This window comes from Leclercia adecarboxylata (assembly GCF_023639785.1).
Lineage (GTDB): Bacteria > Pseudomonadota > Gammaproteobacteria > Enterobacterales > Enterobacteriaceae > Enterobacter > Enterobacter adecarboxylatus_D.
Map to the genome: position 1 here is coordinate 1,253,199 of NZ_CP098325.1, position 25,448 is coordinate 1,278,646.

General features: G+C 53.6%; 20 protein-coding genes and 7 tRNA genes. 3 read left to right on the top strand and 24 right to left on the bottom strand.

Annotated elements, in window-relative coordinates:
• Positions 1–114: 114 nt before the first annotated feature.
• Positions 115–597 (top strand): zinc ribbon-containing protein, encoded by a 483-nt coding sequence (locus NB069_RS05835; RefSeq protein WP_250589459.1) that lies wholly within the window; start codon positions 115–117, stop codon positions 595–597.
• An 81-nt stretch (positions 598–678) separates the two neighbouring features.
• Here the strand turns inward: NB069_RS05835 and NB069_RS05840 are convergent, their stop codons facing one another.
• The 12 genes from NB069_RS05840 to miaB all read right to left on the bottom strand — a co-directional run bounded on the left by NB069_RS05840 (position 679) and on the right by miaB (position 14,820).
• Positions 679–2,466 (bottom strand): filamentous hemagglutinin N-terminal domain-containing protein, encoded by a 1,788-nt coding sequence (locus tag NB069_RS05840; protein WP_250588471.1) that lies wholly within the window; start codon positions 2,464–2,466, stop codon positions 679–681.
• Between the two features lie 67 nt (positions 2,467–2,533).
• Positions 2,534–4,207, bottom strand: a complete 1,674-nt coding sequence (locus NB069_RS05845) for a ShlB/FhaC/HecB family hemolysin secretion/activation protein (protein ID WP_350223405.1) — start codon at positions 4,205–4,207, stop codon at positions 2,534–2,536.
• 339 nt (positions 4,208–4,546) lie between these two features.
• On the bottom strand, positions 4,547–5,482 hold the full coding sequence (rihA, locus tag NB069_RS05850; RefSeq protein WP_250588473.1) for a pyrimidine-specific ribonucleoside hydrolase RihA: 936 nt from the start codon (positions 5,480–5,482) through the stop codon (positions 4,547–4,549).
• A gap of 118 nt (positions 5,483–5,600) precedes the next feature.
• A complete protein-coding gene (locus NB069_RS05855) occupies positions 5,601–6,326 on the bottom strand; it encodes an amino acid ABC transporter ATP-binding protein (RefSeq protein WP_250588479.1) in 726 nt (241 codons plus the stop codon).
• On the bottom strand, positions 6,326–7,000 hold the full coding sequence (gene gltK / locus NB069_RS05860) for a glutamate/aspartate ABC transporter permease GltK (RefSeq protein ID WP_250588481.1): 675 nt from the start codon (positions 6,998–7,000) through the stop codon (positions 6,326–6,328). The genes NB069_RS05855 and gltK overlap by 1 nt, the downstream gene beginning before the upstream one ends.
• Positions 7,000–7,740, bottom strand: coding sequence for a glutamate/aspartate ABC transporter permease GltJ (gltJ, locus tag NB069_RS05865; protein ID WP_039031354.1), 741 nt, complete (start codon positions 7,738–7,740; stop codon positions 7,000–7,002). Before gltJ ends, gltK begins: the two co-directional genes overlap by 1 nt.
• Positions 7,741–7,898: 158 nt before the next feature.
• Positions 7,899–8,807, bottom strand: coding sequence for an amino acid ABC transporter substrate-binding protein (locus tag NB069_RS05870; protein WP_250588483.1), 909 nt, complete (start codon positions 8,805–8,807; stop codon positions 7,899–7,901).
• Between the two features lie 393 nt (positions 8,808–9,200).
• On the bottom strand, positions 9,201–10,739 hold the full coding sequence (gene lnt, locus NB069_RS05875; protein WP_250588485.1) for an apolipoprotein N-acyltransferase: 1,539 nt from the start codon (positions 10,737–10,739) through the stop codon (positions 9,201–9,203).
• 5 nt (positions 10,740–10,744) lie between these two features.
• Complete coding sequence (gene corC / locus NB069_RS05880; protein ID WP_250588488.1) at positions 10,745–11,623, bottom strand: CNNM family magnesium/cobalt transport protein CorC; 879 nt, start codon at positions 11,621–11,623, stop codon at positions 10,745–10,747.
• Between the two features lie 104 nt (positions 11,624–11,727).
• Positions 11,728–12,195 (bottom strand): rRNA maturation RNase YbeY, encoded by a 468-nt coding sequence (gene ybeY / locus NB069_RS05885; RefSeq protein WP_250588490.1) that lies wholly within the window; start codon positions 12,193–12,195, stop codon positions 11,728–11,730.
• A complete protein-coding gene (locus NB069_RS05890) occupies positions 12,192–13,238 on the bottom strand; it encodes a PhoH family protein (protein WP_250588492.1) in 1,047 nt (348 codons plus the stop codon). Before NB069_RS05890 ends, ybeY begins: the two co-directional genes overlap by 4 nt.
• A 151-nt stretch (positions 13,239–13,389) precedes the next feature.
• Positions 13,390–14,820, bottom strand: a complete 1,431-nt coding sequence (gene miaB, locus NB069_RS05895) for a tRNA (N6-isopentenyl adenosine(37)-C2)-methylthiotransferase MiaB (protein WP_250588494.1) — start codon at positions 14,818–14,820, stop codon at positions 13,390–13,392.
• Between the two features lie 136 nt (positions 14,821–14,956).
• On the opposite strand from miaB, the gene ubiF reads away from it, so the two are divergent.
• A complete protein-coding gene (ubiF, locus tag NB069_RS05900; protein ID WP_250588502.1) occupies positions 14,957–16,132 on the top strand; it encodes a 3-demethoxyubiquinol 3-hydroxylase in 1,176 nt (391 codons plus the stop codon).
• A 97-nt stretch (positions 16,133–16,229) separates the two neighbouring features.
• On the opposite strand, the gene NB069_RS05905 is transcribed toward ubiF, so the two are convergent.
• The 12 genes from NB069_RS05905 to nagB form a co-directional block, all read right to left on the bottom strand.
• A tRNA-Gln gene (locus NB069_RS05905) sits at positions 16,230–16,304 on the bottom strand.
• A gap of 36 nt (positions 16,305–16,340) precedes the next feature.
• Positions 16,341–16,415 (bottom strand) — tRNA-Gln (locus NB069_RS05910).
• Between the two features lie 43 nt (positions 16,416–16,458).
• Positions 16,459–16,535: transfer RNA gene (locus NB069_RS05915), tRNA-Met, on the bottom strand.
• 16 nt (positions 16,536–16,551) lie between these two features.
• Positions 16,552–16,626: transfer RNA gene (locus NB069_RS05920), tRNA-Gln, on the bottom strand.
• A gap of 33 nt (positions 16,627–16,659) precedes the next feature.
• Positions 16,660–16,734 (bottom strand) — tRNA-Gln (locus tag NB069_RS05925).
• Between the two features lie 23 nt (positions 16,735–16,757).
• A tRNA-Leu gene (locus tag NB069_RS05930) sits at positions 16,758–16,842 on the bottom strand.
• An 8-nt stretch (positions 16,843–16,850) separates the two neighbouring features.
• A tRNA-Met gene (locus tag NB069_RS05935) sits at positions 16,851–16,927 on the bottom strand.
• 225 nt (positions 16,928–17,152) lie between these two features.
• Entirely contained in the window at positions 17,153–18,817 is a 1,665-nt protein-coding gene (gene asnB, locus NB069_RS05940) for an asparagine synthase B (protein ID WP_250588504.1), read from the bottom strand.
• Between the two features lie 250 nt (positions 18,818–19,067).
• Positions 19,068–19,820 (bottom strand): ribonucleotide monophosphatase NagD, encoded by a 753-nt coding sequence (gene nagD / locus NB069_RS05945; protein WP_039031345.1) that lies wholly within the window; start codon positions 19,818–19,820, stop codon positions 19,068–19,070.
• 45 nt (positions 19,821–19,865) lie between these two features.
• Entirely contained in the window at positions 19,866–21,086 is a 1,221-nt protein-coding gene (nagC, locus tag NB069_RS05950) for a DNA-binding transcriptional regulator NagC (RefSeq protein ID WP_250588506.1), read from the bottom strand.
• Positions 21,087–21,094: 8 nt separating this feature from the next.
• Positions 21,095–22,243, bottom strand: coding sequence for an N-acetylglucosamine-6-phosphate deacetylase (gene nagA, locus NB069_RS05955; protein WP_250588508.1), 1,149 nt, complete (start codon positions 22,241–22,243; stop codon positions 21,095–21,097).
• A gap of 56 nt (positions 22,244–22,299) precedes the next feature.
• A complete protein-coding gene (nagB, locus tag NB069_RS05960) occupies positions 22,300–23,100 on the bottom strand; it encodes a glucosamine-6-phosphate deaminase (RefSeq protein WP_250588510.1) in 801 nt (266 codons plus the stop codon).
• A 324-nt stretch (positions 23,101–23,424) separates the two neighbouring features.
• Here nagB and nagE point away from each other — a divergent pair, with 324 nt between their 5' ends.
• Positions 23,425–25,446 (top strand): N-acetylglucosamine-specific PTS transporter subunit IIBC, encoded by a 2,022-nt coding sequence (gene nagE / locus NB069_RS05965; protein ID WP_250588512.1) that lies wholly within the window; start codon positions 23,425–23,427, stop codon positions 25,444–25,446.
• The last annotated feature ends 2 nt before the right edge of the window (positions 25,447–25,448 follow it).

A 25,448-nucleotide genomic window follows, 5' to 3' on the forward strand; every position in this document is an offset into this window, starting at 1 on the left:
CTTAACCTCTAAAAGCGACTTGCAGGAATTTACGCAGAGTGTGGATGACCTGACAAAGCGGGGCGCAAATAAGGTCTATCATTAGAGAGGTTTACTTACCCGGGAGGCAAGATGATGAACAAGGTTGCTCAATTTTACCGTGAACTGGTCGCCACATTGACTGAGCGTCTGCGTAATGGTGAGCGTGATATTGACGCGCTTGTCGAGCAGGCGCGGCTGAGGGTGATGCAAACGGGTGAGTTAACACGTACCGAAGTGGAAGAGGTAACCCGTGCCGTGCGTCGCGATCTGGAAGAGTTCGCCCGCAGCTATGAAGAGAGTCAGGACGAGGTTGCCGACAGCGTCTTTATGCGAGTGATCAAAGAGAGCTTGTGGCAGGAGCTGGCGGATATCACCGACAAAACGCAGCTGGAGTGGCGTGAGGTGTTCCAGGATCTCAACCATCATGGGGTCTATCATAGTGGGGAGGTGGTAGGGCTGGGCAATCTGGTTTGCGAGAAGTGCCATTTTCATCTGGCGGTCTATACCCCGGATGTGCTGCCGGTGTGTCCTAAGTGTGGGCACGATCAGTTCCAGCGTCGGCCGTTTGAACCCTAATTGAGGTGGTAAAAAGCTGGCGCCTGGGCGCCAGCTTTTGCAGATAACAGTGTGTTTATTACATTGTTACCACTCGCCGTCTTATTTAACGATATTAATTTCTGCTTTTTTGTAGCTCTGAGTACCGCCTATGTTGGCCCCGTTAGCGGTGTTCAGCTTCAGGGTATCCGCGACAATATTACCGACACCGCATTTTGCCAGCTTGAATAAGCCGCAACCATAACCGCCGTTTTCAATCTGCTTAGCCGTCAGTGTCATGGTATCTTTCGCAATGATGTGGCCGCGGTTAACGATATTGCCCTGATTCTGGGTATTCAGAACCAAATCACTACCGGAGCGGATCATGCCTTCGTTATAAATGTTACCGGCGGTAACAACGTTAACTGACCCACCATCGATATGGCCGTAGTTATCCGTCTGAAGGTTTTGGACCATCACGTCTGCACCCAACCCCCCCAGAAAACCGGTATTACTCAACAGGCTGCTTACAGCAACCAGGCTGTTGTCAGCAATCATTTGACTGTCGGCAGCCTGTGCCAGCGTACCTTTAGTCTGGACATAAATATCGCCACCGTAAATTCTGCCACCGTTAGTGATATTACCGGAGGAAAGCTTCTTGTCTTTCGCGGACTGAATCAGCAGGGTTTCTGTACCAAAGATATAGCCGGTGACTTTCATATTGTCGCCACCGAAAGTAATAGCAGTATTTTTACCCTCCATTAAGCCATAGTTCTGAGTAATATCGCCCAATGCAGAGATGGCCAGTTGGTCTCCAGACTGAATATAAGCGGCCCCGGTATTTTCAAGGTTACCGTTAGTAGAAACCAACAGCTGCTCACCTGCTTTAATGGTGCCTTTGTTAACGATATTTCCCGCAGCTGAAACAGCCATCTGGCCAGCACCGCTAATAGTACCGGTGTTAGACAGGTTGTTATAGCTGGTGATCATGGCTAAGCTGCCATTGGAAATCGTGCCGGTGTTTTTCATTTCACCTGCAGAAGCCATCTGGGTCAGAAAACCGTTGTTAGTAATGGCACCCTCATTGATTAGCTCACCATTGCTGGACATGGAAAGGCCGTAGTTTGCAACAATCGCCCCTTTATTACGCACGCCAAAGCCGAGGTTATTACCTACCATGGTGATGGAGTTTGCTGTGACGCCGCCCAGGCTGCTGATGTCAATGCTGTAGGTAGGGGACAATTTATTGAAGATGCTCGTTCCCTTACCGGCAGATGTGACTATTCCGGTCGTATTATCCAGCGTGAAATTGCCCGCACTGAGCTGGGCACTGTTTGCATTGACCTTGCCAGTCAGGTTGATGACATCCGCCAGCAGAAGCGCATAGCTATCGGGCGCGTTCAGGCCGCCTTTTTCGATGTTAATGATGCCTGAGGAGACGGCATAGTTTTCGATAGCACCCGTCTCGGCCATATTCACCTTGCCGGTAGTCAAAATCGCTTGGTTTGTATTTACAAAGCTACAACCTGAGCAGGTGATACCATTAGGGTTAGCGATAACAACGTCCGCTTTTTGACCACCGACTTCAATAAAGCCATTCAGCGTACTTCTGTTTTTGGAGATCACTTCATTCAGGATGACCGTTGCGCTATCACCGGTCAGATTATTGTTTTTCCCAATATCACCCAGTGTGCTGTGGGTAAAGTCGCTTGCGCTGTTGTTCAGAATCAAACCGTTGCTGTCAACGTTAAATTGATTGTATTGGTTATGTGAAACCCCGGCTGCATTAGGGGCTTCAATATCGATGACTTTTGTTCCTGATGAAAGGTTATACGTTGCCGGATCGGCACAAACGTATGATGAACTGAGTGCCGCAGCGAGTGCAACATAAGAAAGCTTAAACTTAAACATTGTATTTAATCCTTTAAATAATAAAATTAGGTGATGATGAATAACTTTATGCAGCTTATTGTTTCAGTTAATACCTCCATTGCAGTGAAAATCCCATGTTGAGTGCTTGCGAATGAAAATTCGCAGGTTTATAGAGTGGTGTCCCAACAAAGAAATCATATTGCGTAGAGAATATTTCCCCCCGCAGGCCCGTCACCGCACCTGAAAGGACTTTTCCCTGGTGATATTGCTCGCTTCCGGTAAGTCTGCCTATATCGATGCCGGTATAAAATTGCTTACCGGGTGAGGGGATATCCCAGATGAAATCATTGCGCCAATACCAGCCCTGGTTACCGGATAATGTGCGCTCGCCATCAAAACCGCGAATTGACCAGCGGCTGCCAATGTTTATTCTGTTATCGCTTGATAATTGGTCTGGGCTCAATTGCAGACGTATTTGCGGAGCATATGTGAATTTATCGCCTGTTGCGGCAAACTTCATGTATGCCTGCACATCGGCATGAATAATTCGGGACGCATTATCATAAAGTCCTGCTTTTTCTTCCGGTGTCGGCATGGAGCTTAGCCAGGGCAGTCTGTTCTGCAATCCAACCGAAGCATCCACGATAGCCTTCGCAAAATAGTGTTGATGGCGGAGCGAGATATCCCAGGCAGGATTTTGTTTACGCATTACGCGAAGCTCCTCACCACCAAAGTAATACCGTGAGGTGCTTTTAAAAATTTTTACGTCCAGCGACGTCTTTTGTGTACGGGTGTGCGAAAGTAAGCGCCCAAGTGTTGCACTGTAATGGCGGTTTTTGCTCTCGTAATCGGTCGTAGACCAGCGGCCGTAGAACTGTTGAAGATACTGGCTATGCGCAGCATACAGGCTCATATTCCAGTAGCCAAAAGGAAGAGAGTAATAAACGCTGCTGTTCTTACTGCCCTTGTCATGGTTATCGAACTCAACGTCACCTCCGGCGGATACGTAGATAATGTCGTTGAGCGATGTCAGGTCATACAAATAAAGGGCACCACCGCCCTGATAGCGCCCGGTCGATCGGCTGCCTGCATCATCCAGCCAGGCGCCCACCTGCCACGATTTATCGAGCTTGCGGGTCAGAAGTACATCGGTTTCAGCGTGCTTCTGCCCTGGTTGTAACTTCATATGGGCGGAAGCGCCCGGAAGACGTTTCAGGTTAGCCATCCCTTGTTCGAGATCGGGCAGACGCAGGATCTCATTTTCAGAGAAGGGTAAGGCGTTCCACAGAAAAGATTTGCTCTGCGTTTCATCTTCTGCATAGGCGATATGCCCAATTTTACCGTAGGTCAGGCTCAGCCTTAAAATTCCACTTTCCAGTGACTGCGATGGCACATCGATTAAGGAGGTAATATACCCTTTAACAATCAGCTCGTTTTGCAAGCTCCGGGTCAGCAGGCGGATCCCCTCAATACCCAGGCAGCGGGATTTGGCCTGAAGGATTAATTTCCCTAACAGCTTTTGTGTGAGTTTATTATCCTCTGATTCGATATAAATCTCTTTAATATATTTGCAGTCCCTCTCTTTCGGGAATATTAATGTTTTTCCGGAGGAATTAATCTGTGAGGATTTATATTCTTGCGGTTGGGGAGTGAGTGCGGCTTCGCGGGCGCGATCCTGTTCTGACTGGCTTGTAGAGGGATTAGATGTGCTGGCGTCGGCATTATGGCAAAGTGCAAGCGCAATAATAAAACCGACAATAAAGCTCTTATTTTTTAGCATGAAGCAATATCCATTTTGTTTCATTGGGTGAAGAGTGGAGCCTGCTTAATAAATATTTGAGAATCCTTCTCAAAACGGTAGGGCCAGCAGGAGCGCAACGTTATCGCAACAGGGCTAAATTGAACAAATGAAAAGTCTCTTTAGAAAAAATAACTCTTATCATTATTTTTAAGGAAGGGTGATTTTAAATAAGGGGGGGATGTTAGCTCAAAAAAACGCGCTGTTCTACATTGTGTTGCTCATTTGAACATGAAGTCATATCTCATTTTAATGAAGTCTTCATGATGAAGGCGCTATCCGGCCCCGTGTCGTCATTGTGGGGACCGGACAGCTGCACATTCAGGCATAAAAACCTAAGCGTTCCGCCAGTAATTCAACAAAGGCTTCACGATCGATATCGGTCATTACAGTCGTATTTGGCGTATTGCCGGTCAGGAAATAATAATCGACCACCGTCATCCCCTGGGTATATTTCCCCTGCGTTTCGACCCCCACCCAGCGTTCAACAGTGGTGAAAATGTCTGGTTTCAGCAGCCAGGCGATGGTGCAGGGGTCATGCAGGGGCGCACCCTGGAAACCCCATTTTTCGGTTTTATGGTACTCCATAAAGAAGTCGAGCAGCTCCGCTACCGTGGTGGCTACCGGGTTGCCGATCCGGCGAAAACGTTCGATATCCTCTGCCAATATTTGCGCTTTGTGCGTCACATCAAGACCGGCCATCACCACCGGAATGCCGGACTGGAAGACAATTTCAGCCGCTTCAGGGTCGACAAAGATATTAAATTCAGCCGCAGGCGTCCAGTTACCCAGCGACATCGCCCCGCCCATGATGACAATGCGGGCGATTTTTGCGTGCAGTTCCGGATGGCTGTTTAACAGCAGTGCGACGTTAGTTTGCGGACCTGTCGCGACCAGGGTGACCGGCTCGGGGCTCTCGCGCAGCACCTTAGCCATCAGCTCGACGGCGGTGCAATTCTGCGGTGCAAAGCCCGGTTCGGGCAGGGCGGGGCCATCAAGGCCGCTTTCGCCATGGACATTATCGGCGATAATCAGGTCGCGCATCAGGGGTTTGACCGCCCCTCCGGCAACCGGAATATCGGTGCGATTTAGCAGGGTCAGCATTCTCAGGACATTGCGCAGGGTTTTGTCCGGGGTCTGGTTTCCGGCAGAAGAGGTTACCGCTTTGAGTTCCAGTTCAGGTGAGGCAAGGGCCAGGACGAGAGCGATCGCGTCATCATGACCCGGATCGCAATCCAGAATAACAGGTAGTGCCATAGCGTTCTCCATTCTCAGCATATGTGTGACAAGGTTAACGCTGTCGGTTTATATCGACGAGAGGAAGCGGCGTAAAACGTGAGCAGGTGCGCAATCTGAGCGATTGCGCACCGGGGGATTAATGCAGAATTTTGGCGAGGAAGTCTTTAGCGCGTTCTGACTGCGGATTGGCGAAGAAATCTTCTTTGGCCGAATCCTCAACGATTTTCCCTTCATCCATAAAGATCACGCGGTTCGCTACCTTGCGCGCAAAGCCCATTTCGTGGGTCACCACCATCATGGTCATCCCTTCATTGGCCAGCTCAACCATAACGTCCAGCACCTCGTTGATCATCTCGGGATCGAGTGCCGACGTCGGTTCATCAAACAGCATGGCGACCGGGTCCATACACAGCGCGCGGGCAATCGCCACGCGCTGCTGCTGGCCGCCGGAGAGCTGCGCCGGGAATTTATCGGCATGGGCAGAAAGACCTACGCGCTCCAGCAGTTTGAGCCCTTTCTCGCGGGCTGCCGTCTTGTCACGCTTCAGGACTTTCACCTGGGCCAGGGTCAGGTTCTCAATGATCGACAGATGCGGGAAGAGTTCAAAGTGCTGAAACACCATTCCGACGTTTGACCGCAGCTTAGCCAGATCGGTTTTCTTGTCATTCACTTTCGTGCCGTTGACGGTGATCTCGCCCTGTTGCACCGGCTCCAGGCCGTTCACGGTTTTGATCAGCGTGGATTTACCGGAACCGGAAGGCCCGCAAACCACCACCACCTCGCCCTTTTTCACTTCCGTGGAGCAGTCGGTCAGCACCTGAAAGTGCCCATACCATTTAGAAACATTTTTCAGGGAAATCATTACACTGTCCTTTTCTTCAGCCAGCTGACCAACAGCGACGCGCTTAAACTAATTGCAAAATAGACCGCACCTGCGAACAGGATCATCTCAACCTGAGTACCATCGCGCTCGCCGATGGTGGAGGCGGTACGGAAGAAGTCTGCCAGGCTCAGTACATACACCAGCGAGGTGTCCTGGAACAATACGATGCCCTGGGTCAGCAGCAGCGGAACCATGGCGCGGAACGCCTGCGGCAGAATGATGAGCTTCATCGACTGCCAGTGGGTCATGCCTAACGCCAGCGCGGCGCTGGATTGCCCGCGGGAGATGCTCTGGATCCCGGCTCGGATAATCTCCGAGTAGTACGCCGCCTCAAACATCGAGAAGGCCACCATCGCTGAAATCAGCCGGATGTCAGATTTCGGCGACAGGCCAAGCACGTCCTGCAGCAGACCGGGTACGATCAGATAGAACCACAGCAGCACCATCACCAGCGGGATGGAACGAAACACATTGACGTAGGCCGTCGCGAACCAGGCGACAGGCTTAAAGCTCGACAGGCGCATCACCGCCAGCAGCGTACCCCAGACAATCCCGACAACCACCGCCGTCAGGGTGATCTTCAGCGTGATGATCAGCCCGTCAATCAGGTAGGGCAGGGAAGGAATAATAGAACTCCAGTCAAACTCGTACATTATTTGCCCCCCAGGTTGCCCGGCAGGCGAACTTTACGTTCGACCAGGTTCATTACCAGCATAATGACAGCGTTAATCAGCACGTACGCCAGGGTAATGGCGGTAAAGGACTCCCAGGCGTGGGCGGAATAATCCAGCAGTTTACCCGCCTGCGCGGCCATATCCACCAGACCGATGGTGGAGGCGATGGCCGAGTTTTTCACCAGGTTCATCATCTCCGAGGTCATCGGCGGCACAATCACGCGATAGGCATTTGGCAGCAGAACATAGCGGTAAGCCTGCGGCAGGGTCAGACCCATTGCCAGCGCGGCATTTTTTTGTCCGCGTGGCAGCGACTGGATAGCCGCACGCACCTGCTCGCAAACGCGGGCAGCAGTGAACAGGCCTAAACAGAGCATGGAGGAGACAAAGAACTGAACGTTCGGATCCAGCTCTGATTTGAACCACATGCCGATATCTTCCGGCAACAGTTCAGGAATGACCAGATACCAGGTAAAGAACTGCACGATTAACGGAACGTTACGGAACAGTTCGACGTAGAGGGTTCCCAGCGATGAGAGAAAACGGTTAGGTACGGTACGTAAAATACCGAACAGCGAGCCGACGAGGAACGCGATAATCCAGGCGGTGATCGACAGTGCGACCGTGACCTGAAAACCGCTCCACAGCCAGCCAAGATAGGTGGTGTTGCCGAACGGGGCTTGCTGCAGGAAAATGCCCCAGTTCCAGTCAATTGACATAGTAAACTCCAGAAAAAAAAGGGTAGCAGCGCTACCCTCGAAGATTGGTGAGAAGCTTTAATGTTCGCGCTGAGTGGGGAACGACCACTCAACGTTTAGTCTGTCCGCGCTTCCCGACAATCGAGAGGGCAGGAGGTCCCGCCCCTTAGTGGTTCTAATTAGTTAAGTGCTTTGTCATTCGGTTCTTTAAACAGGGCTTTCATGTCGTCCGACAGTTCAAAGTTCATGTTCAGGTTCTTTGGTGGGATTGGGTTCTTGAACCACTTATCGAACCATTTCTCTGCGTCACCGGAAGTCTGAACCTGGGCAATGGTGTCATCGACCAGCTTTTTGAACTCCGGATCGTCTTTACGCATCATGCAGCCATAGGCTTCTTTTGACTGTGCAGTACCAACGATTTCCCAGTTATCCGGTTTTTTCGCTTTAGCACGTTCGCCAGCCAGCAGGGCATCATCCATCATAAACGCCACTGCGCGGCCGCTTTCCAGGGTACGGAAAGAGTCACCGTGGTCTTTGGCGCTGATGATGCGCATGTCCATTTTCTTCTCTTCATTCAGCTTATGCAGCAGCACCTCAGAGGTGGTACCAGAGGTCACAACCACTGCTTTGCCTTTCAGGTCGGCGAAGTCTTTAATCTCGCCGCCTTTTTTGGTCAGCAGACGGGTACCCACCACGAAGATAGTGTCGGAGAAGGCAGCCTGTTTCTGACGCTCAAGGTTGTTGGTGGTGGAACCACACTCAAAATCGAAGGTGCCGTTTTGCAGCAGCGGGATACGGTTTTGTGAAGTGATTGGGATCAGCTTCACTTCAAGATCCGGTTTGTTCAGCTTTTTCTTCACCGCGTCAACGATCGCGTTGGAATAAGCCTGTGAGTAACCCACGACTTTTTGCGTGTTGTCGTAGTATGAGAACGGAACAGAGGATTCACGGTGGCCGACCACAATCACGCCGTTTTTAGCGATTTTTTCCAGAGTGCCGCCTGCTGCCGGAGCAGCATCTTCAGCGTGAACCACGCTCGCGGACAATCCCATCACCAGCATTGCTGTGGCCAGTTTACGTAATTGCATATCCAACTCCTTTTTTATCAGCGCCAGAGACGCATTGATATTCGGTGTGATGTTGTTATAGCTCGCGCGATACGAGTGCAGTGTTATACATGTTTGTTAACATTTAGTTTGGCTTAATGTAAAGATTTTGCTGCGTTATTGTTTATTTTTGCGAAGCGCGCCGCACCATTCAGAGGCATAAATCTTTCGTTGCACCGTTTCGGTGCTACCGGTGAGCTACGCTGGTGCGACAAAGTTGCACATTAAGCTAAATCGCGTTTACGTAAATAGATAAAGCAAGAGGCGTGCCAGAATGGTGTCGCAGAGAGAATTGCCGGGTGGCGGCTTCGCCTTACCCGGCCTACAGGATCGTAGGCCCGGCAAGCGTAGCGCCGCCGGGCAAAGAGGGGGATACTACTTGCGGCGCTGGCGCAGACTCATCAGCACGGCGCCAAAACCGAACAGCGCGGTGAGGATCCACAGCGGCCAGTTGCCGGTGCGGGCATAAGGTGTCAGTCCCGTGGCTGGGGTGACTTTTGCCGTCAGCACGTCGCGGGTGAACTGCGGGAGCATGGCCTGAACTTCGCCCTGCGGGCCAATCACGGCGGTGATGCCGTTGTTGGTGCTGCGCAGCAGAGGACGCGCCAGTTCAAGGGAGCGCATCCGCGCCATCTGGAAGTGCTGCCACGGCCCAATCGACTTCCCGAACCAGGCATCATTGGAGATAGTCAGCAAATAGTCCGTGTCCGGACGGAAATTATCCCGCACCTGCTCACCCAGAATGATCTCGTAGCAGATGGCGGCGGTCAGCAGAAATCCGTGGGCACTCAGCTGAGGCTGAACGTACGACCCCCGGCTAAAGGAGGACATAGGCAGATCGAAGAACGGCGCCAGCGGACGCAGAATGGACTCCATCGGCACAAACTCACCAAAGGGCACAAGGTGATTCTTGTTGTAACGGTTAGTCGATGCGTAGCTGTACGGATTGTCTTTCCCCAGTGTGATAATGGTGTTGTAGGTGTCGTAACGGTTCTGCTTGTTCAGACGCGCGTCAACGATACCGGTAATCAGGGTGGAGTTTTGCGCCCGCAGCTGATCGTCCAGCGTGGCAAGAAAACGCTGCTGGTTGATCTCCAGATCCGGGATTGCCGACTCCGGCCAGATAATCAGTTGGGATTTGCCCATCTCTTTCCGGGTAGCATCCAGATAAATTTTCAGGGTGTTGATCAGCTGGCCTTCATCCCACTTCAGCGACTGGGGGATATCGCCCTGAACCATTGACACCTGGGTGGCGCGTTCCGGTTCAAGGGTGAACCACTGGATATAACGCAGCGGGAAAGGCAGGGCAAAGAGCACCAGAGCCATCACCAGCGGTCGCCAGTTGCGCTGCACCAGCGCCAGCACCAGCAGGCCACTCACCACCATCAGCAGGAAGTTGATCGCCTCGACGCCCATCACCGGCGCGAGCCCTTTCAGCGGGCCGTCGATCTGGCTGTAGCCGAACTGCAGCCATGGAAAGCCGGTCAGTACCCAGCCGCGCAGAAATTCTGTGATTTGCCAGACCACCGGGGCGGCAATCGCCACACGCAGCCAGCTGGTTTTTGGCCACAGGCGCGAGAGGATACCGGCGAACAGACCGGTATACAGCGAGAGGTACGCCGCCAGCAGGACGACGAGGAAGACATTCACCGGGCCAGGCATGCCGCCAAACTGGGCAATGCTGACGTAAACCCAGTTAATACCGGAACCAAACAGACCCAGCCCCCAGAAATAGCCAATCGCCGCCGCCTGAACAGGGCGTCGGTTAAGCGTCAGCCCCTGAAGTCCCATCAGGGAGAGGAGGGCGGCAGGCCAGATGTCGTAAGGGGAAAAAGCCAGCGTACCGCTGGCTCCGAGGATCAGCGCCAGCAGCAGACGTGTGCGCTGGCGTTCAAGCAAGGGGGCAAATGCCATTTAAATCAATCATCCAGTGTGGGTTGCGGAGCGTCGTCCGGCATTCTTACATGAACCTGAATAATACGTCGACTGTCGGCCATCGCCACCTTGAACTGGTAACCGTCTATTTCCACGGTTTCGCCACGCGCCGGCAGGTGACCAAACGCCTGCATCACCAGCCCGCCGATGGTATCCACCTCTTCATCACTGAAATGGGTGCCAAAGGTGTCATTGAAATCTTCGATTGGGGCGAGCGCGCGTACGGTCCAGGTGTGGCGGCTCAGCTGACGGAAGTCGATATCCTCTTCTTCGTCATATTCGTCTTCGATTTCACCCACGATCAGTTCAAGAATATCTTCAATGGTGACCAGGCCCGAAACACCGCCAAATTCATCGATAACAATCGCCATGTGGTAGCGCTGAGAACGGAACTCTTTCAGCATGCGGTCTACACGCTTGCTTTCCGGGACAACGACCGCCGGGCGTAACACTTTTTCCATGCTGAAGGCTTCGGCATCGCTGCGCATAAACGGCAGCAGATCTTTAGCCATCAAAATCCCTTCGATGTGATCTTTATCTTCGCTAATCACCGGGAAACGCGAGTGGGCAGATTCGATGATGACATCGAGGCACTCGTCCAGGGTCTGGTTGCGTTTCAGGGTAATCATCTGCGAGCGGGGGATCATGATATCGCGAACGCGCTGGTCGGCGATGTCCATTACCCCTTCGAGCATCTCGCGCGTATCTTCATCGATAAGCTCGTTCTGCCCGGAGTCACGGATGAGCTCCAGAAGGTCGTCACGGTTTTTAGGTTCACCGTGGAACAGCTGGCTCAGAAGGAGGGAGAAAAATCCTTTTTTGCTGCTTGGTGTGTCGCTACTGTGTGAATTGTCGTCGCTCATGGCGTTTGTTAAGGGTTCTCATGTTGGATTATTCATTGCCGTCGCGGACTTTTGTCATACGCAACGGCACATTATGCCGGTAAGGCGCAGGCGCGCCCTACAGACTACTCTTTCTCGGCAATGTACGGATCCTCATAGCCCAGAGCAAGCATTATCTCTGTCTCAAGGGATTCCATCTCTTCTGCTTCGTCATCTTCAATGTGGTCGTAGCCCAGCAGATGCAGGCTGCCGTGCACCACCATATGCGCCCAGTGGGCCTCAAGCGGCTTCTGCTGCTCCTGCGCTTCCTGCTCTACCACCTGCCGACAGATGATGAGATCACCCAGCAGCGGCAGTTCAATGCCCGGTGGGGCTTCGAACGGGAAAGAGAGGACGTTAGTCGGCTTATCTTTCCCGCGGTAGGTCAGGTTCAGCTCGTGGCTTTCTGCTTCATCCACCAGGCGAATCGTCACTTCTGACTCTTCCTGGAACTGGGGGATGACGGCATTCAGCCACGCCTGAAACTGGCGCTCTTCCGGCAGACCGGAAGCGTCTTCACATGCCAGCTGTAAATCGAGGATCACCTGACTCATTTCTGCTCTTGCTCCTGGGCTTCGCGTTTGCGCTCCGCTGCCTGTTCTGCTTTACGTTTTTGATCCGCGGCTTCCCACGCTTCATATGCCGTGACAATGCGGGCTACCACCGGGTGGCGCACCACGTCTTCACTGTGGAAGAAGTTAAAGCTGATTTCGTCCACTTCACTCAGCACTTCGATGGCATGGCGCAGACCGGATTTGGTGCTGCGCGGAAGGTCGATCTGGGTGATATCACCGGTGATCACCGCTTTGGAGTTAAAGCCAATACGGGTCAGGAACATCTTCATCTGTTCGATGGTGGTGTTCTGGCTCTCATCCAGAATAATGAACGCATCGTTCAGTGTGCGCCCGCGCATATAGGCCAGCGGAGCCACTTCGATCACGTTACGCTCAATCAGTTTTTCGACCTTCTCAAAGCCAAGCATCTCGAACAGCGCATCGTACAGCGGGCGCAGATACGGGTCGACTTTCTGGCTCAGATCGCCGGGTAAAAAGCCGAGCTTTTCGCCCGCTTCCACCGCAGGGCGGGTAAGCAGAATACGGCGGATCTCCTGGCGCTCCAGGGCATCCACGGCGGCAGCTACCGCGAGGTAGGTTTTACCGGTCCCCGCCGGACCTATGCCGAAGGTGATGTCGTGGTCGAGAATATTGGCGATGTACTGCGCCTGGTTTGGTGTGCGCGGCTTAATGACGCCACGCTTGGTCTGGATGTGGATAGCTTTGCCGAATTCCGGAACGCTCTCCGCGCTCTGCTCCAGCACACGCGATTCTTTGATCGCCAGGTGGATCTGTTCCGGCTCAATATCCTGAATTTCACCGCGCATCGGCGCGGTTTCAACGTACAGGCTACGGAGAATATCCGCAGCTGCGTTGACGCAAATTGCGCGTCCGGTGAGTTTGAACTGGTTATCGCGACGATTAATCTCGATACCCAGACGTCGCTCCAGATGTTTGATGTTGTCATCAAACGGCCCGCACAGGCTCAGCAGGCGAGCGTTGTCTGCTGGCTCAAGGGTAATTTCACGCGTATCTATATTCAAACCGTTCCTCTTAATGTCCAGGGTGTCGTAAGGCAGTGGGTCTGTCTTATGAAATTATTCACGCCATAGTTTAAAGGCGCAAGCATTGCGAAGGATATGGGGGAGTGCAGGAGGAAATACAAGGCCTGCCAGAATCGGCAGGCCAGAAGGACTACGGCTGATAAACGTTTACGCCGGAATCGTTTTCTTTACGGGTGCGGGCAATCACCGATTCTGGCGATTCAACCACGCGCAGGCCCATTTCATCTTCGGTGCGTACCAGTTTGCCACGCAGGGAGTTGGTCAGCACTTCGAGGATCTCGATATCAACAAACTTGCCTACCAGATCCGGCGTGCCTTCGAAGTTCACCACGCGGTTGTTCTCCGTACGGCCAGAGAGCTGCATGATACTCTTTCGTGAAGTGCCTTCTACCAGCACGCGCTGGACGGTGCCGAGCATCCGACGGCTCCAGGCGTTAGCCTGCTGGTTGATGCGATCCTGCAGAATATACAGACGCTGCTTTTTCACCTCATCCGGCACGTCGTCAATCATATCGGCGGCAGGCGTGCCCGGACGGGCAGAGAAGATGAAGCTGTAGCTCACGTCGAAATTCACATCACCAATAACCTTCATGGTGCGCTCAAAATCGTCGTCCGTTTCACCCGGGAAGCCAACGATAAAGTCAGAGCTGATCTGGATGTCCGGGCGCGCTTCACGCAGCTTGCGGATAATGGCTTTATATTCCAGCGCGGTGTGGGTACGGCCCATCAGGTTCAGCACACGGTCAGAACCACACTGGATCGGCAGATGCAGGAAGCTCACCAGCTCTGGCGTATCGCGGTAAACATCGATGATGTCATCGGTGAATTCGATCGGGTGGCTGGTGGTAAAGCGAATGCGGTCGATACCGTCGATCGCCGCGACCAGGCGCAGCAGTTCAGCAAAGGTGCCGGTGCTGCCGTCATAGTTCTCGCCGCGCCAGGCGTTCACGTTCTGCCCGAGCAGGTTAACTTCGCGTACGCCCTGTGCCGCCAGCTGGGCGATTTCAAACAGGATGTCGTCGCAGGGACGGCTGACTTCTTCACCGCGGGTATAAGGCACCACGCAGTAAGTGCAGTATTTATTGCAGCCTTCCATGATTGAGACGAAGGCGGTCGGGCCATCCGCGCGCGGCTCCGGCAGACGGTCGAATTTTTCGATTTCCGGGAAGCTGACGTCGATGATCGCCTTGCGCTGGCCGGTCCCGCGTACGGAGTTAATCATCTCCGGCAGGCGGTGCAGGGTCTGCGGGCCAAAAATAATGTCGACGTAGTGGGCGCGCTGACGAATGAGCTTGCCTTCCTGGGAGGCGACACAGCCACCGACGCCGATGATCACTTCCGGCCTTTTTTGTTTGATCAGCTTCCAGCGACCTAACTGGTGAAAGACTTTCTCCTGCGCCTTCTCACGGATCGAGCAGGTGTTCAGCAGTAACACGTCTGCCTCTTCCGCCACGTCGGTGAGTTGATACCCATGAGTGGCATCCAGCAGATCGGCCATCTTGGATGAATCGTATTCGTTCATCTGACAGCCCCAGGTTTTAATATGGAGTTTTTTTGTCATCGACTTGCTCGTGCTCAGGATTGCAGGGCGCGTATTGTAATGCTTTGGTGCGGTTGTGACCAGTATGAAGGTTGTCAGCCTCAAGGCCAGAAAAATCCGGTAAACTTAGGGGATTATCAAATAAGGACAAATGACCATGACTATCCAACAAACCGGGATCGCCGTTGTCGGCGGCGGTATGGTCGGCGGGGCGCTGGCGCTGGGGCTGGCGCAACACGGGTTCGACGTAACGGTTATCGAACAGGCGGTGCCGACTGCTTTTGACGCTTCACAGCAGCCGGATGTACGTATCTCTGCGATCAGCGCCGCATCGGTTGATCTGCTCCGCGGGCTGGGCGTCTGGGATGCGGTGCTGGCCATGCGCGCCCACCCGTATCGCCGCCTGGAGACCTGGGAGTGGGAAAATGCCCATGTGGTATTTGACGCCACCGAGCTCAGGCTCCCGCTGCTGGGCTACATGGTTGAAAACACGGTTCTGCAGCAGGCGCTCTGGCAGGCACTGGAGGCGCATCCGCAGGTCACGCTGCGCGTCCCCGCGTCGGTGAAAAATCTGCATCGCCACAACAACCAGCATCTGGTTGAGCTGGATAACGGTGAGCAACTGGCGGTGAAGCTGCTGATTGGTGCCGACGGTGCAAATTCCCGGGTACGCGAGCTGGCCGGGATCGGCATTCATGCCTGGCAATACCCCCAGTCCTGCATGCTGATCACCGTCAATTGTGAGAACGATCCCGGCGACAGCACCTGGCAGCACTTTACGCCGAACGGTCCGCACGCCTTTTTGCCCCTGTACGATCGCTGGGCATCTCTGGTGTGGTACGACACTCCGGCACGCATTCGCCAGCTGCAGGGGCTCCCGATGGAACAGCTCCAGCGCGAAATCGCCCGCCATTTCCCGGCGCGTCTGGGTAAGGTTACGCCGGTCGCCGTCGGAGCGTTCCCGCTGACGCGTCGTCATGCGCTGAAATATGCCCGCGAAGGGTTGGCGCTGGTCGGGGACGCGGCCCATACCATACATCCGCTGGCGGGGCAGGGGGTTAACCTGGGCTATCGTGACGTAGAAGCATTGCTGGATGTATTAACCCACGCCCGCAGCCACGGCGAAGCCTGGGCCAGTCATCAGGTGCTTAAGCGTTATCAGACCCGACGAATGGCGGATAACTTCATTATGCAGTCTGGAATGGATCTGTTTTACGCCGGATTCAGTAATGACCTTGGGCCGCTGCGTATACTGCGGAACATCGGGCTGATGGCGGCACAGCGGGCAGGCGGGTTGAAGCGTCAGGCGCTGAAGTACGCGTTAGGACTTTAAACCGCTTTCAGGCCGGGTAAGGCGCAGCCGCCCCCCGGCATTTAACATGCCGGAACGCAGAAAAGCAAAAAGCTCGCCGAAGCGAGCTTTTTTTGTGTGGCTGGGGTGCAGGGATTCGAACCCCGGAATGCTGGTATCAGAAACCAGAGCCTTACCGCTTGGCGACACCCCAATTGCGTTAAAGAGAGATTTTAACGACTTTTTAAATTGGCTGGGGTACGAGGATTCGAACCTCGGAATGCCGGAATCAGAATCCGGTGCCTTACCGCTTGGCGATACCCCAACAATTTTTTTGTTTTACCGACCGGAATCGATACAACCTGATATGGTGGCTACGACGGGATTCGAACCTGTGACCCCATCATTATGAGTGATGTGCTCTAACCAACTGAGCTACGTAGCCAGACTGCATTCTTCGATGGCTGGGGTACCTGGATTCGAACCAGGGAATGCCGGTATCAAAAACCGGTGCCTTACCGCTTGGCGATACCCCAATAACCGCGGAGAACCGCAAAATCGAAGAAATATGGCTGGGGTACCTGGATTCGAACCAGGGAATGCCGGTATCAAAAACCGGTGCCTTACCGCTTGGCGATACCCCATCCGTGCAACGCTTACCTGGGAATGGTGCGGGAGGCGAGACTTGAACTCGCACACCTTGCGGCGCCAGAACCTAAATCTGGTGCGTCTACCAATTTCGCCACTCCCGCAAAAAAGATGGTGGCTACGACGGGATTCGAACCTGTGACCCCATCATTATGAGTGATGTGCTCTAACCAACTGAGCTACGTAGCCATCTTTTTTTCGCGTTACCTTATCGGCGTTGCGGGGCGCATTATGCGTATAGACCCTTGCAGCGTCAACACCTTTTTCAACGAAAATGTCTGGAATGTGACTGTTTGGTTAGGTTGCGAACAGCATGGCCGAATATTCGGCAATTATTGGTTATTAATCGTTTTTGTCCAGCGAAACGCGGGGCAAAAAAAGAGGCCCCGAAGGGCCTCATGGCGATCGGATTGATTACTGATAAGCGGACTGATGCACACCGACGGCACGTCCTGACGGATCGTTCATGGTTTTAAATGCTTCATCCCACTCAATGGCTTTCGCAGAGGAGCAGGCGACGGAAGGACCGCCAGGGACACACTCTGCTGCGCTTGGCAGCGGGAACAGCTCTTCAAAGATCTCACGGTACAGATAGGCTTCTTTCGAACCCGGCGTGTTGTACGGGAAGCGGAAGCTGGCGGTTTCCAGTTGTTGATCGGAAATCTGCTTAGCGGCCACCTCTTTCAGGGTGTCGATCCAGCTGTAACCTACGCCGTCAGAGAACTGCTCTTTCTGACGCCACGCCACGCTTGCCGGCAGATAAGATTCGAAGCATTCACGCAGAACGTGTTTCTCCATTTTACCGTTGCCGCACATTTTGTCCTGCGGGTTGATACGCATTGCCACATCGAGGAATTTTTTATCCAGGAAAGGTACGCGCGCTTCAACACCCCAGGCAGACATCGCTTTGTTAGCACGAGCGCAGTCAAACATGTGCAGCGCCTGCAGCTTACGAACGGTCTCTTCATGCAGCTCTTTGGCATCCGGCGCTTTGTGGAAGTACAGGTAGCCGCCAAAGACTTCATCAGAACCTTCGCCGGAGAGCACCATCTTGATGCCCATCGCTTTGATTTTACGCGACATCAGATACATCGGCGTGGAGGCGCGGATGGTGGTCACATCATAGGTTTCAATGTGATAAATAACGTCGCGGATCGCATCCAGTCCTTCCTGCACGGTAAAGTGAATTTCATGGTGTACGGTGCCGAGATGGTTTGCCACCTCCTGCGCGGCTTTCAGGTCCGGGGAACCTTCCAGGCCGACGGCGAAGGAGTGCAGCTGCGGCCACCAGGCTTCGGAGCGCTCCTGATCTTCAACGCGACGTGCGGCGTATTTCTTGGTGATAGCCGAGATAACGGACGAGTCCAGACCGCCAGAGAGCAGCACGCCGTACGGCACGTCTGACATCAGATGGCTTTTTACGGAATCTTCCAGCGCCTGGCGCAGTTCGTTTTTATCGGTAACGTTGTCTTTAACGGCATCGTACTCGAACCAGTCGCGCTGATAGTACTGGCGAATTTCGCCATCCTGGCTCCACAGGTAGCTGCCCGCCGGGAACTCTTTAATGGTGCGGCAAACCGGCACCAGGGCTTTCATTTCAGAGGCGACATAGAGGTTGCCGTGCTCATCGTGGCCCATATACAGCGGGATAATCCCGATGTGGTCACGACCAATCAGATAAGCATCTTTTTCGCTGTCATACAGGGCGAAGGCGAACATACCCTGCAGATCGTCAAGGAATTCCGGGCCTTTCTCCTGGTACATCGCCAGGATCACTTCGCAGTCAGAACCGGTCTGGAAGGTATAGCGATCGCCGTACTCCGCACGCAGCGCCTGATGGTTGTAGATTTCACCGTTGACCGCCAGCGCATGGGTTTTTTTCTCGTTGTATAACGGCTGGGCACCGGCGTTGACGTCCACAATCGACAGACGCTCATGCGCCAGAATCGCTTTGTCGCTGGCGTATACACCGGACCAGTCCGGGCCGCGATGGCGCATCAGACGGGACAGTTCCAGTGCTTTTTTGCGCAGTTCGACTGCGTCAGTTTTAATATCCAGTACGCCGAAAATTGAACACATAACCTTCTCCATTAACCCTGTTGCAGTGTGATGTTGCTTGCTTATGAAAATGCCGCAAAAGGGGAAGGGCAGCAAGCGTTTTGCCGGGGAAAAAACAAAAAGTGCAATGTCGATTGCTGAATGTTGAAAAAAGCGTACGTATTGAGCTGGTTTATTGATGATTATTCAATGATTGGTGTTTTTTATTAGGTACAGATCTATTTTTGCGGGGATAAAATGAAAAAACCACGTCCGGGGACGTGGTTTCGGATTACAGAACATCAATTTCCGCGACGGAGGGATAAATCCAGCTCGGCCTGAACGGCATAGAGTCGATGTCGTCCAGCGTGGATACCCCCGACAGGACCAGAATGGTTTCCAGCCCGGCCTGGAAGCCCGCCAGAATATCGGTGCGCAGGTTGTCACCGACGATCACCGTATCTTCCGAGTGAGCCTGCATCTTGTTGAGCGCCGCACGGATGATCCACGGGCTGGGCTTACCGACATAAAACGGCAGGCGGCCGGTCATCTTCTCAATACCGGCGCAGAGCGCGCCGCAGGCCGGATAAAAGCCGCGGCCGTGGGTATCCGGGTTGGTGGCGATAAAGCGGGCGCCGTTCGCCACAAAGAAGGCGGCCTTGTGCATCATCTCCCAGTTATAGGAGCGCGTTTCGCCAACGATAACGAAGTCAGGATTAACGTCGGTGATAGTGAAGCCCGCTTTGTATAACTCATGGATCAGCGCGCCTTCACCGACCACATAGGCTTTTTTGCCTTCCTGACGTTTCAGAAAATCAGCGGTCGCCATGGCTGAGGTATAAAACACGCTGTCGGGCACATTGATACCGGCGGTGGCAAAACGGTTCGCCAGATCCTGCCCTGTCTGCGACGGGAAGTTGGTGAGCAGAACCAGCGGCATGCCTTTTTCCATGATGCCGTTAAGAAATTCCGCTGCGCCCGGTACGGCAACGTTGTCGTGCATCAGCACGCCGTCGATATCACAAATAACATTCTTAATAGTCATGAACTTCCCGGCATCCAAAAAAGAAGGCGACACTATAAAACGCTGTCAGCTTTCCAGCAAACGCTGCAACAGGATACCGTTAAGCATGGCGCGTTTTACCAGCGCAAAGGCACCGATCGCCGAGCGGTCGTTCAGGGCGGATCGAACGACAGGCAGATTCTGGCGAAACGCCTTCAGCGCCTGAGTATTGATGCACCCTTCGATAGCGGGCAGCAGCACCTTTTCGGCTTCGGTAATTTCACCGGCGATCACCACTTTTTGTGGGTTAAAAAGGTTGATGGCGATGGCAATGGTTTTGCCCAGATGACGGCCAACCTGTTCGATTACCTCACTGGCTAGCGCATCGCCTTTATTGGCAGCCCGGCAGATCGCGTTGATTTTGCAGTCATCGAGCGTGACCCGGCTCTGATAGCCCTGTTCCAGCAGGTGGCGGACGCGTTGCTCAATGGCGGCGTTCGCCGCCACGGTTTCCAGACAGCCAAAGTTGCCGCAGTGGCAGCGCTCACCCAAGGGATCAACCTGAATGTGGCCAATCTCACCGACGTTGCCGTTACGGCCAATAAAGATGCGCCCGTTGGAGATGATCCCGGCACCGGTCCCCCGGTGTACGCGCACCAGAATTGAGTCTTCACAATCCTGGCTCGCACCAAAGTAGTGCTCTGCCAGCGCCAGACTACGAATATCGTGACCCACAAAGCAGGTGACGGAGAAGCGTTTTTCCAGCGCGTCGATCAGCGCCCAGTTCTCTACCTGAATATGCGGCATATAACGGATCACGCCGCTTTCGGGGTCGACGAGCCCGGGCAGGATCACCGAAATGGCGATCAGCTCACGGATTTTACGCTGGCAGGATTCAATGAACAGCTCGATGGCGTTGAGCAGCGCATGTTCAAGCGTTTCCTGCGTGCGTTCCGGCAGCGCGTAGTGCTCTTCAGCAATCGCCTTACTGCTCAGATCGTACAGGGTCAGGGTGGCATCATGACGGCCAAGGCGTACGCCGACGGCGTGGAAATGACGGGTTTCGGTAACAATCGAGATAGCGCGACGGCCCCCGGTGGAGGCCTGCTGATCCACTTCTTTGATCAGCCCGCGCTCAATGAGCTGACGGGTAATTTTCGTTACGCTGGCGGGGGCAAGCTGGCTCTGTTCTGCAATCTGGATCCGTGAGATGGGGCCGTGCTGGTCGATCAGTCGATATACCGCCGCACTGTTCAGCTGCTTTACCAGATCAACGTTGCCAATTTGAGCTTGTCCGCCAGGTGTCATACTTTTGTTTACTCTGTAACGACCTCGTTACCATTAACGATGGTCTTGATGATTTTATAATCCTGTGTGAATGCGGTGAGATTAGCGACCATTCCAGGGGCAATACTGCCCAGCTGTTTGTCTACGCCAATCGCCCGTGCCGGATAGAGCGTTGCCATACGCAGCACTTCATCAAGGGCAATACTGCAATGTTCAACCAGATTGCGCACGCCTTCGATCATGGTCAGAGCCGAACCGCTTAACGTTCCGTTCTCATCCACACAGAGTCCATTCCGGTAGTATATTGTTTTACCAGCAAAAATGAACTGTTCAATATTTGCCCCCGCTGGCGCCGTTGCGTCGGTCACCAGGCACAGCTTGTCGCCCTTCAGGCGTTTGGCGTTACGCACGTTGGCGTAATCAACGTGTAAGCCGTCGACAATAATGCCGCAGTAAACGTCTGGCTCATCGAAGATCGCCCCGGCCAGACCCGGCTCACGCCCGGTAATATATGGCATGGCGTTATAGAGATGCGTCGCGAAGGTGATACCCGCGCGGAAGCCCACTTTGGCCTCTTTCAGCGTAGCGTTGGAGTGACCTGCAGAGACCACAATGCCTGCGCCCGCCAGCTTGCGGATCACGTCCGGGTCGACCATTTCTGGTGCCAGGGTCACTTTGGTGATCACATCCGCATTCGCGCACAGGAAATCAACCAGCTCGTTATCAGGCTGGCGGACATAGTCCGGATTATGGGTGCCTTTCTTAACGATATTCAGCCACGGACCTTCAAGGTGCAGGCCCAGCGCCTGGTGCGGATATTTCGCCAGGTATTCACGCATCACGCGAACGCCCTGTTTCATCAGATCGTCGCTGGTGGTGATCAGCGTCGGCAGGTAGCTGGTGCAGCCCGATCTTTCATTGGCGCGCTGCATGATTTCCAGCGTTTCAACGGTAACGGCGTCTGCGGTATCGTTGAACTGCACGCCGCCGCAGCCGTTAAGCTGTACGTCGATAAAACCGGGGGAGATGATTGCTCCATTGAGCGAGCGTTGTTCTATATCCGCTGGCAGTTCGGCCAGTGGGCAGACACGTTCAATCAGGCCATTCGCGACAACAATCGCATGGTCATCCAGAATTTCATGGCCGGTATAAATCCGACCGTGGGTTAAAGCGTACATAACGACCCCCGGTTTAAAAATAGCATCCCGTCTCTGCAGGCAGAGACGGCGTCACATTACAGACCTTTAATGTTTTCTGCTTCTAATTCGTTGAAGTATTTCAACGTCTTCACTTTCAGTTCCATGGTAGAAGGTTCGTCGCATACGACAACCGCTTTCGGGTGCAGCTGCAGACAGCTGATGGTCCACATGTGGTTGACGTTGCCTTCTACCGCTGCCTGAAGCGCCTGCGCTTTCACGCTGCCCAGCACCAGAATCATCACCTCTTCCGCGTCCAGCAGGGTACCCACGCCAACGGTCAGCGCGTATTTTGGCACCTGGTTAACGTCACCATCAAAGAAACGGGAGTTTGCCACACGCGTGTCATGGGTCAGTGTTTTGATGCGGGTACGGGAGGCCAGAGAAGAGGCGGGTTCGTTAAACGCGATATGACCATCGTTACCTACGCCACCCATGAACAGGTGGATTTTACCGTAAGCGCGGATTTTTTCTTCATAATGACGGCATTCGGCGTCAATATCCGGTGCATTACCATCCAGCAGGTTAATATTTCCCGGTTTAATATCAATGTGATCAAAGAAGTTACGGTGCATGAAGCTATGGTAGCTTTCCGGATGCTCTTTTGGCAGACCAACGTACTCGTCCATGTTGAAGGTGACAACATGCTCGAAGCTAACCTGGCCCGCTTTATGCATCTCAACCAAGGCTTTATAGGCGGTAAGAGGTGTGCCACCGGTAGGCAGGCCGAGTACAAAAGGACGATCGGCAGTCGGTTTGAATGCGTTAATACGATTTACGATATGGCGGGCAGCCCATTTGCCGACTTGTTCTGCGGTTGCCAGGGGGATCAGTCTCATTATTCACCTCTGAAGTTTAGTAAGAGTTGGCGGATTGCTTGTCGGGGCATGATCTAAGCCTAACCTGGTTCACACCGAGAGGGGGCAATTCGTCTTGATTTTTCGTATCATAAAATAAGTTTTCACTGTTTGCCAGTCCGGGGGAGGGGTAGAAACAATATTTGGTGACAAAACTCACAAAAAGTACGCGTTTAATTTGCGATACGAATTAATTTTCCACACACTCAATCAGCCAGTGAATCATCAACTGTAGTTATAAGTTAGTGACACAATAAAAACACAGCTGAGAATACACCGTTAACGGGGTCTCATAGGGGGAACAAATTGAGCATTTTAGGTTACTTACAAAAGGTAGGCCGCGCCTTAATGGTGCCGGTCGCCACGCTGCCAGCGGCAGCGATTCTGATGGGTGTCGGTTACTGGATTGACCCGGTGGGTTGGGGTGGGGACAACGCATTAGCGGCGTTCTTTATTAAATCCGGTGCTGCCATTATCGATAACATGTCCGTGCTGTTTGCCATTGGTGTGGCTTATGGTATGTCCAAAGATAAAGACGGTGCTGCGGCATTGACCGGTTTTGTGGGCTTCCTTGTGCTGACCACACTCTGTTCCCCGGCTGCGGTTTCAATGATCCAGAAGATCCCTGCGGACCAGGTTCCGGCGGCGTTCGGTAAGATCAATAACCAGTTCGTTGGTATCCTGGTAGGTATCATCTCCGCTGAACTTTATAACCGCTTCAGCGGCGTTGAGCTGCCAAAAGCGCTCTCCTTCTTCAGCGGCCGTCGTCTGGTGCCGATCCTGACCTCTTTCGTGATGATCGCTGTGGCGTTCATTCTGATGTACATCTGGCCGGTGATCTTCGACGGTCTGGTGAACTTCGGTGAACACATTCAGAAACTGGGTTCTGTCGGTGCGGGCGTGTATGCGTTCTTCAACCGTCTGCTGATCCCGGTCGGTCTGCACCACGCGCTGAACTCCGTATTCTGGTTTGACGTTGCGGGTATTAACGATATTCCTAACTTCCTCGGCGGCGCACAGTCCATCGAAGCAGGTAAAGCGGTTGTGGGTATCACCGGTCGTTATCAGGCGGGCTTCTTCCCGATTATGATGTTCGGTCTGCCGGGTGCAGCGCTGGCTATCTATCACTGTGCACGTCCAGAGAACAAAGCGAAGGTGCTGGGTATTATGATGGCGGGCGCATTCGCGGCCTTCTTCACCGGTATCACCGAGCCGCTGGAATTCTCCTTCATGTTTGTGGCGCCTGTACTGTACGTGATCCACGCTGTACTGACCGGTATCTCTGTGTTTATCGCGGCCTCCATGCAGTGGATTGCGGGCTTCGGCTTCAGCGCCGGCCTGGTGGATATGGTGCTCTCTTCCCGTAACCCGCTGGCGGTTCACTGGTACATGCTGATCCTGCAGGGTCTGGTGTTCTTCGTGATCTACTATGTGGTGTTCCGCTTCACCATCACCAAATTCAACCTGATGACGCCGGGTCGTGAGCTGGCGGTTGCCGGTAGCGAAGCAGATGGTCAGGACGTGAATGTGAGTGCTGCCACCTCTGAAGACGTTTCTGGTCTGGCGCGTCAGTACATTGCTGCGGTTGGTGGTTCAGACAACCTGACCGGTATTGATGCCTGCATCACCCGTCTGCGTCTGAACGTGAAGGACTCTTCTCTGGTCAACGAAGCGATGGCGAAGCGTCTGGGTGCGTCTGGCGTTATCCGCCTGAACAAAACCAGCGTGCAGATCATCGTTGGCTTCGTGGCTGAGAAAATCGCCAATGCAATGAAAACCACCGGTCCCGTTGCCGCCGCAGCAGCATCTCCAGCGCCAGCTGCCGCACCTGTTGCCGCTAAGCCACAGGCTGTTGCCAACGTTACCACCATCGCAGCACTGGTTTCGCCGGTGACCGGTGAAGTGGTTGCTCTGGACCAGGTACCTGATGAGGCCTTCGCCAGCAAAGCCGTAGGTGATGGCGTAGCGGTTAAACCAACGGATAAAACCGTCGTTTCTCCTGCGGCCGGTACCATCGTTAAAATCTTTAACACCAACCACGCATTCTGCCTGGAAACAGACAAAGGCGCGGAGATCGTTGTCCACATGGGTATCGATACCGTTGCACTGGGTGGCCAGGGCTTTAAGCGCCTGGTCGAAGAGGGTGCAGAAGTGGTGGCAGGCCAGCCGGTTCTGGAGATGGATCTCGACTTCCTTAACGCCAATGCGCGCTCCATGATAAGCCCGGTTGTCTGCAGCAATATCGACGACTTCAGCGGCCTGGTTATCAAGGCGCAGGGTCAGGTGGTTGCTGGTCAGACACCGCTGTATGAAATTAAAGGCAAATAAGT

Bases quoted from the DNA above. Each gene is read 5' to 3' on its own strand.
- nagB (WP_250588510.1), bottom strand. From the start codon at position 23,100: ATGAGACTGATCCCCCTGGCAACCGCAGAACAAGTCGGCAAATGGGCT.
- NB069_RS05855 (WP_250588479.1), bottom strand. From the start codon at position 6,326: ATGATTTCCCTGAAAAATGTTTCTAAATGGTATGGGCACTTTCAGGTG.
- nagA (WP_250588508.1), bottom strand. From the start codon at position 22,243: ATGTACGCTTTAACCCACGGTCGGATTTATACCGGCCATGAAATTCTG.
- NB069_RS05840 (WP_250588471.1), bottom strand. From the start codon at position 2,466: ATGTTTAAGTTTAAGCTTTCTTATGTTGCACTCGCTGCGGCACTCAGT.
- asnB (WP_250588504.1), bottom strand. From the start codon at position 18,817: ATGTGTTCAATTTTCGGCGTACTGGATATTAAAACTGACGCAGTCGAA.
- rihA (WP_250588473.1), bottom strand. From the start codon at position 5,482: ATGGCACTACCTGTTATTCTGGATTGCGATCCGGGTCATGATGACGCG.
- nagD (WP_039031345.1), bottom strand. From the start codon at position 19,820: ATGACTATTAAGAATGTTATTTGTGATATCGACGGCGTGCTGATGCAC.
- ybeY (WP_250588490.1), bottom strand. From the start codon at position 12,195: ATGAGTCAGGTGATCCTCGATTTACAGCTGGCATGTGAAGACGCTTCC.
- lnt (WP_250588485.1), bottom strand. From the start codon at position 10,739: ATGGCATTTGCCCCCTTGCTTGAACGCCAGCGCACACGTCTGCTGCTG.
- corC (WP_250588488.1), bottom strand. From the start codon at position 11,623: ATGAGCGACGACAATTCACACAGTAGCGACACACCAAGCAGCAAAAAA.
- gltJ (WP_039031354.1), bottom strand. From the start codon at position 7,740: ATGTCAATTGACTGGAACTGGGGCATTTTCCTGCAGCAAGCCCCGTTC.
- miaB (WP_250588494.1), bottom strand. From the start codon at position 14,820: ATGACAAAAAAACTCCATATTAAAACCTGGGGCTGTCAGATGAACGAA.
- NB069_RS05835 (WP_250589459.1), top strand. From the start codon at position 115: ATGAACAAGGTTGCTCAATTTTACCGTGAACTGGTCGCCACATTGACT.
- nagC (WP_250588506.1), bottom strand. From the start codon at position 21,086: ATGACACCTGGCGGACAAGCTCAAATTGGCAACGTTGATCTGGTAAAG.
- NB069_RS05870 (WP_250588483.1), bottom strand. From the start codon at position 8,807: ATGCAATTACGTAAACTGGCCACAGCAATGCTGGTGATGGGATTGTCC.
- ubiF (WP_250588502.1), top strand. From the start codon at position 14,957: ATGACTATCCAACAAACCGGGATCGCCGTTGTCGGCGGCGGTATGGTC.
- gltK (WP_250588481.1), bottom strand. From the start codon at position 7,000: ATGTACGAGTTTGACTGGAGTTCTATTATTCCTTCCCTGCCCTACCTG.
- NB069_RS05845 (WP_350223405.1), bottom strand. From the start codon at position 4,207: ATGCTAAAAAATAAGAGCTTTATTGTCGGTTTTATTATTGCGCTTGCA.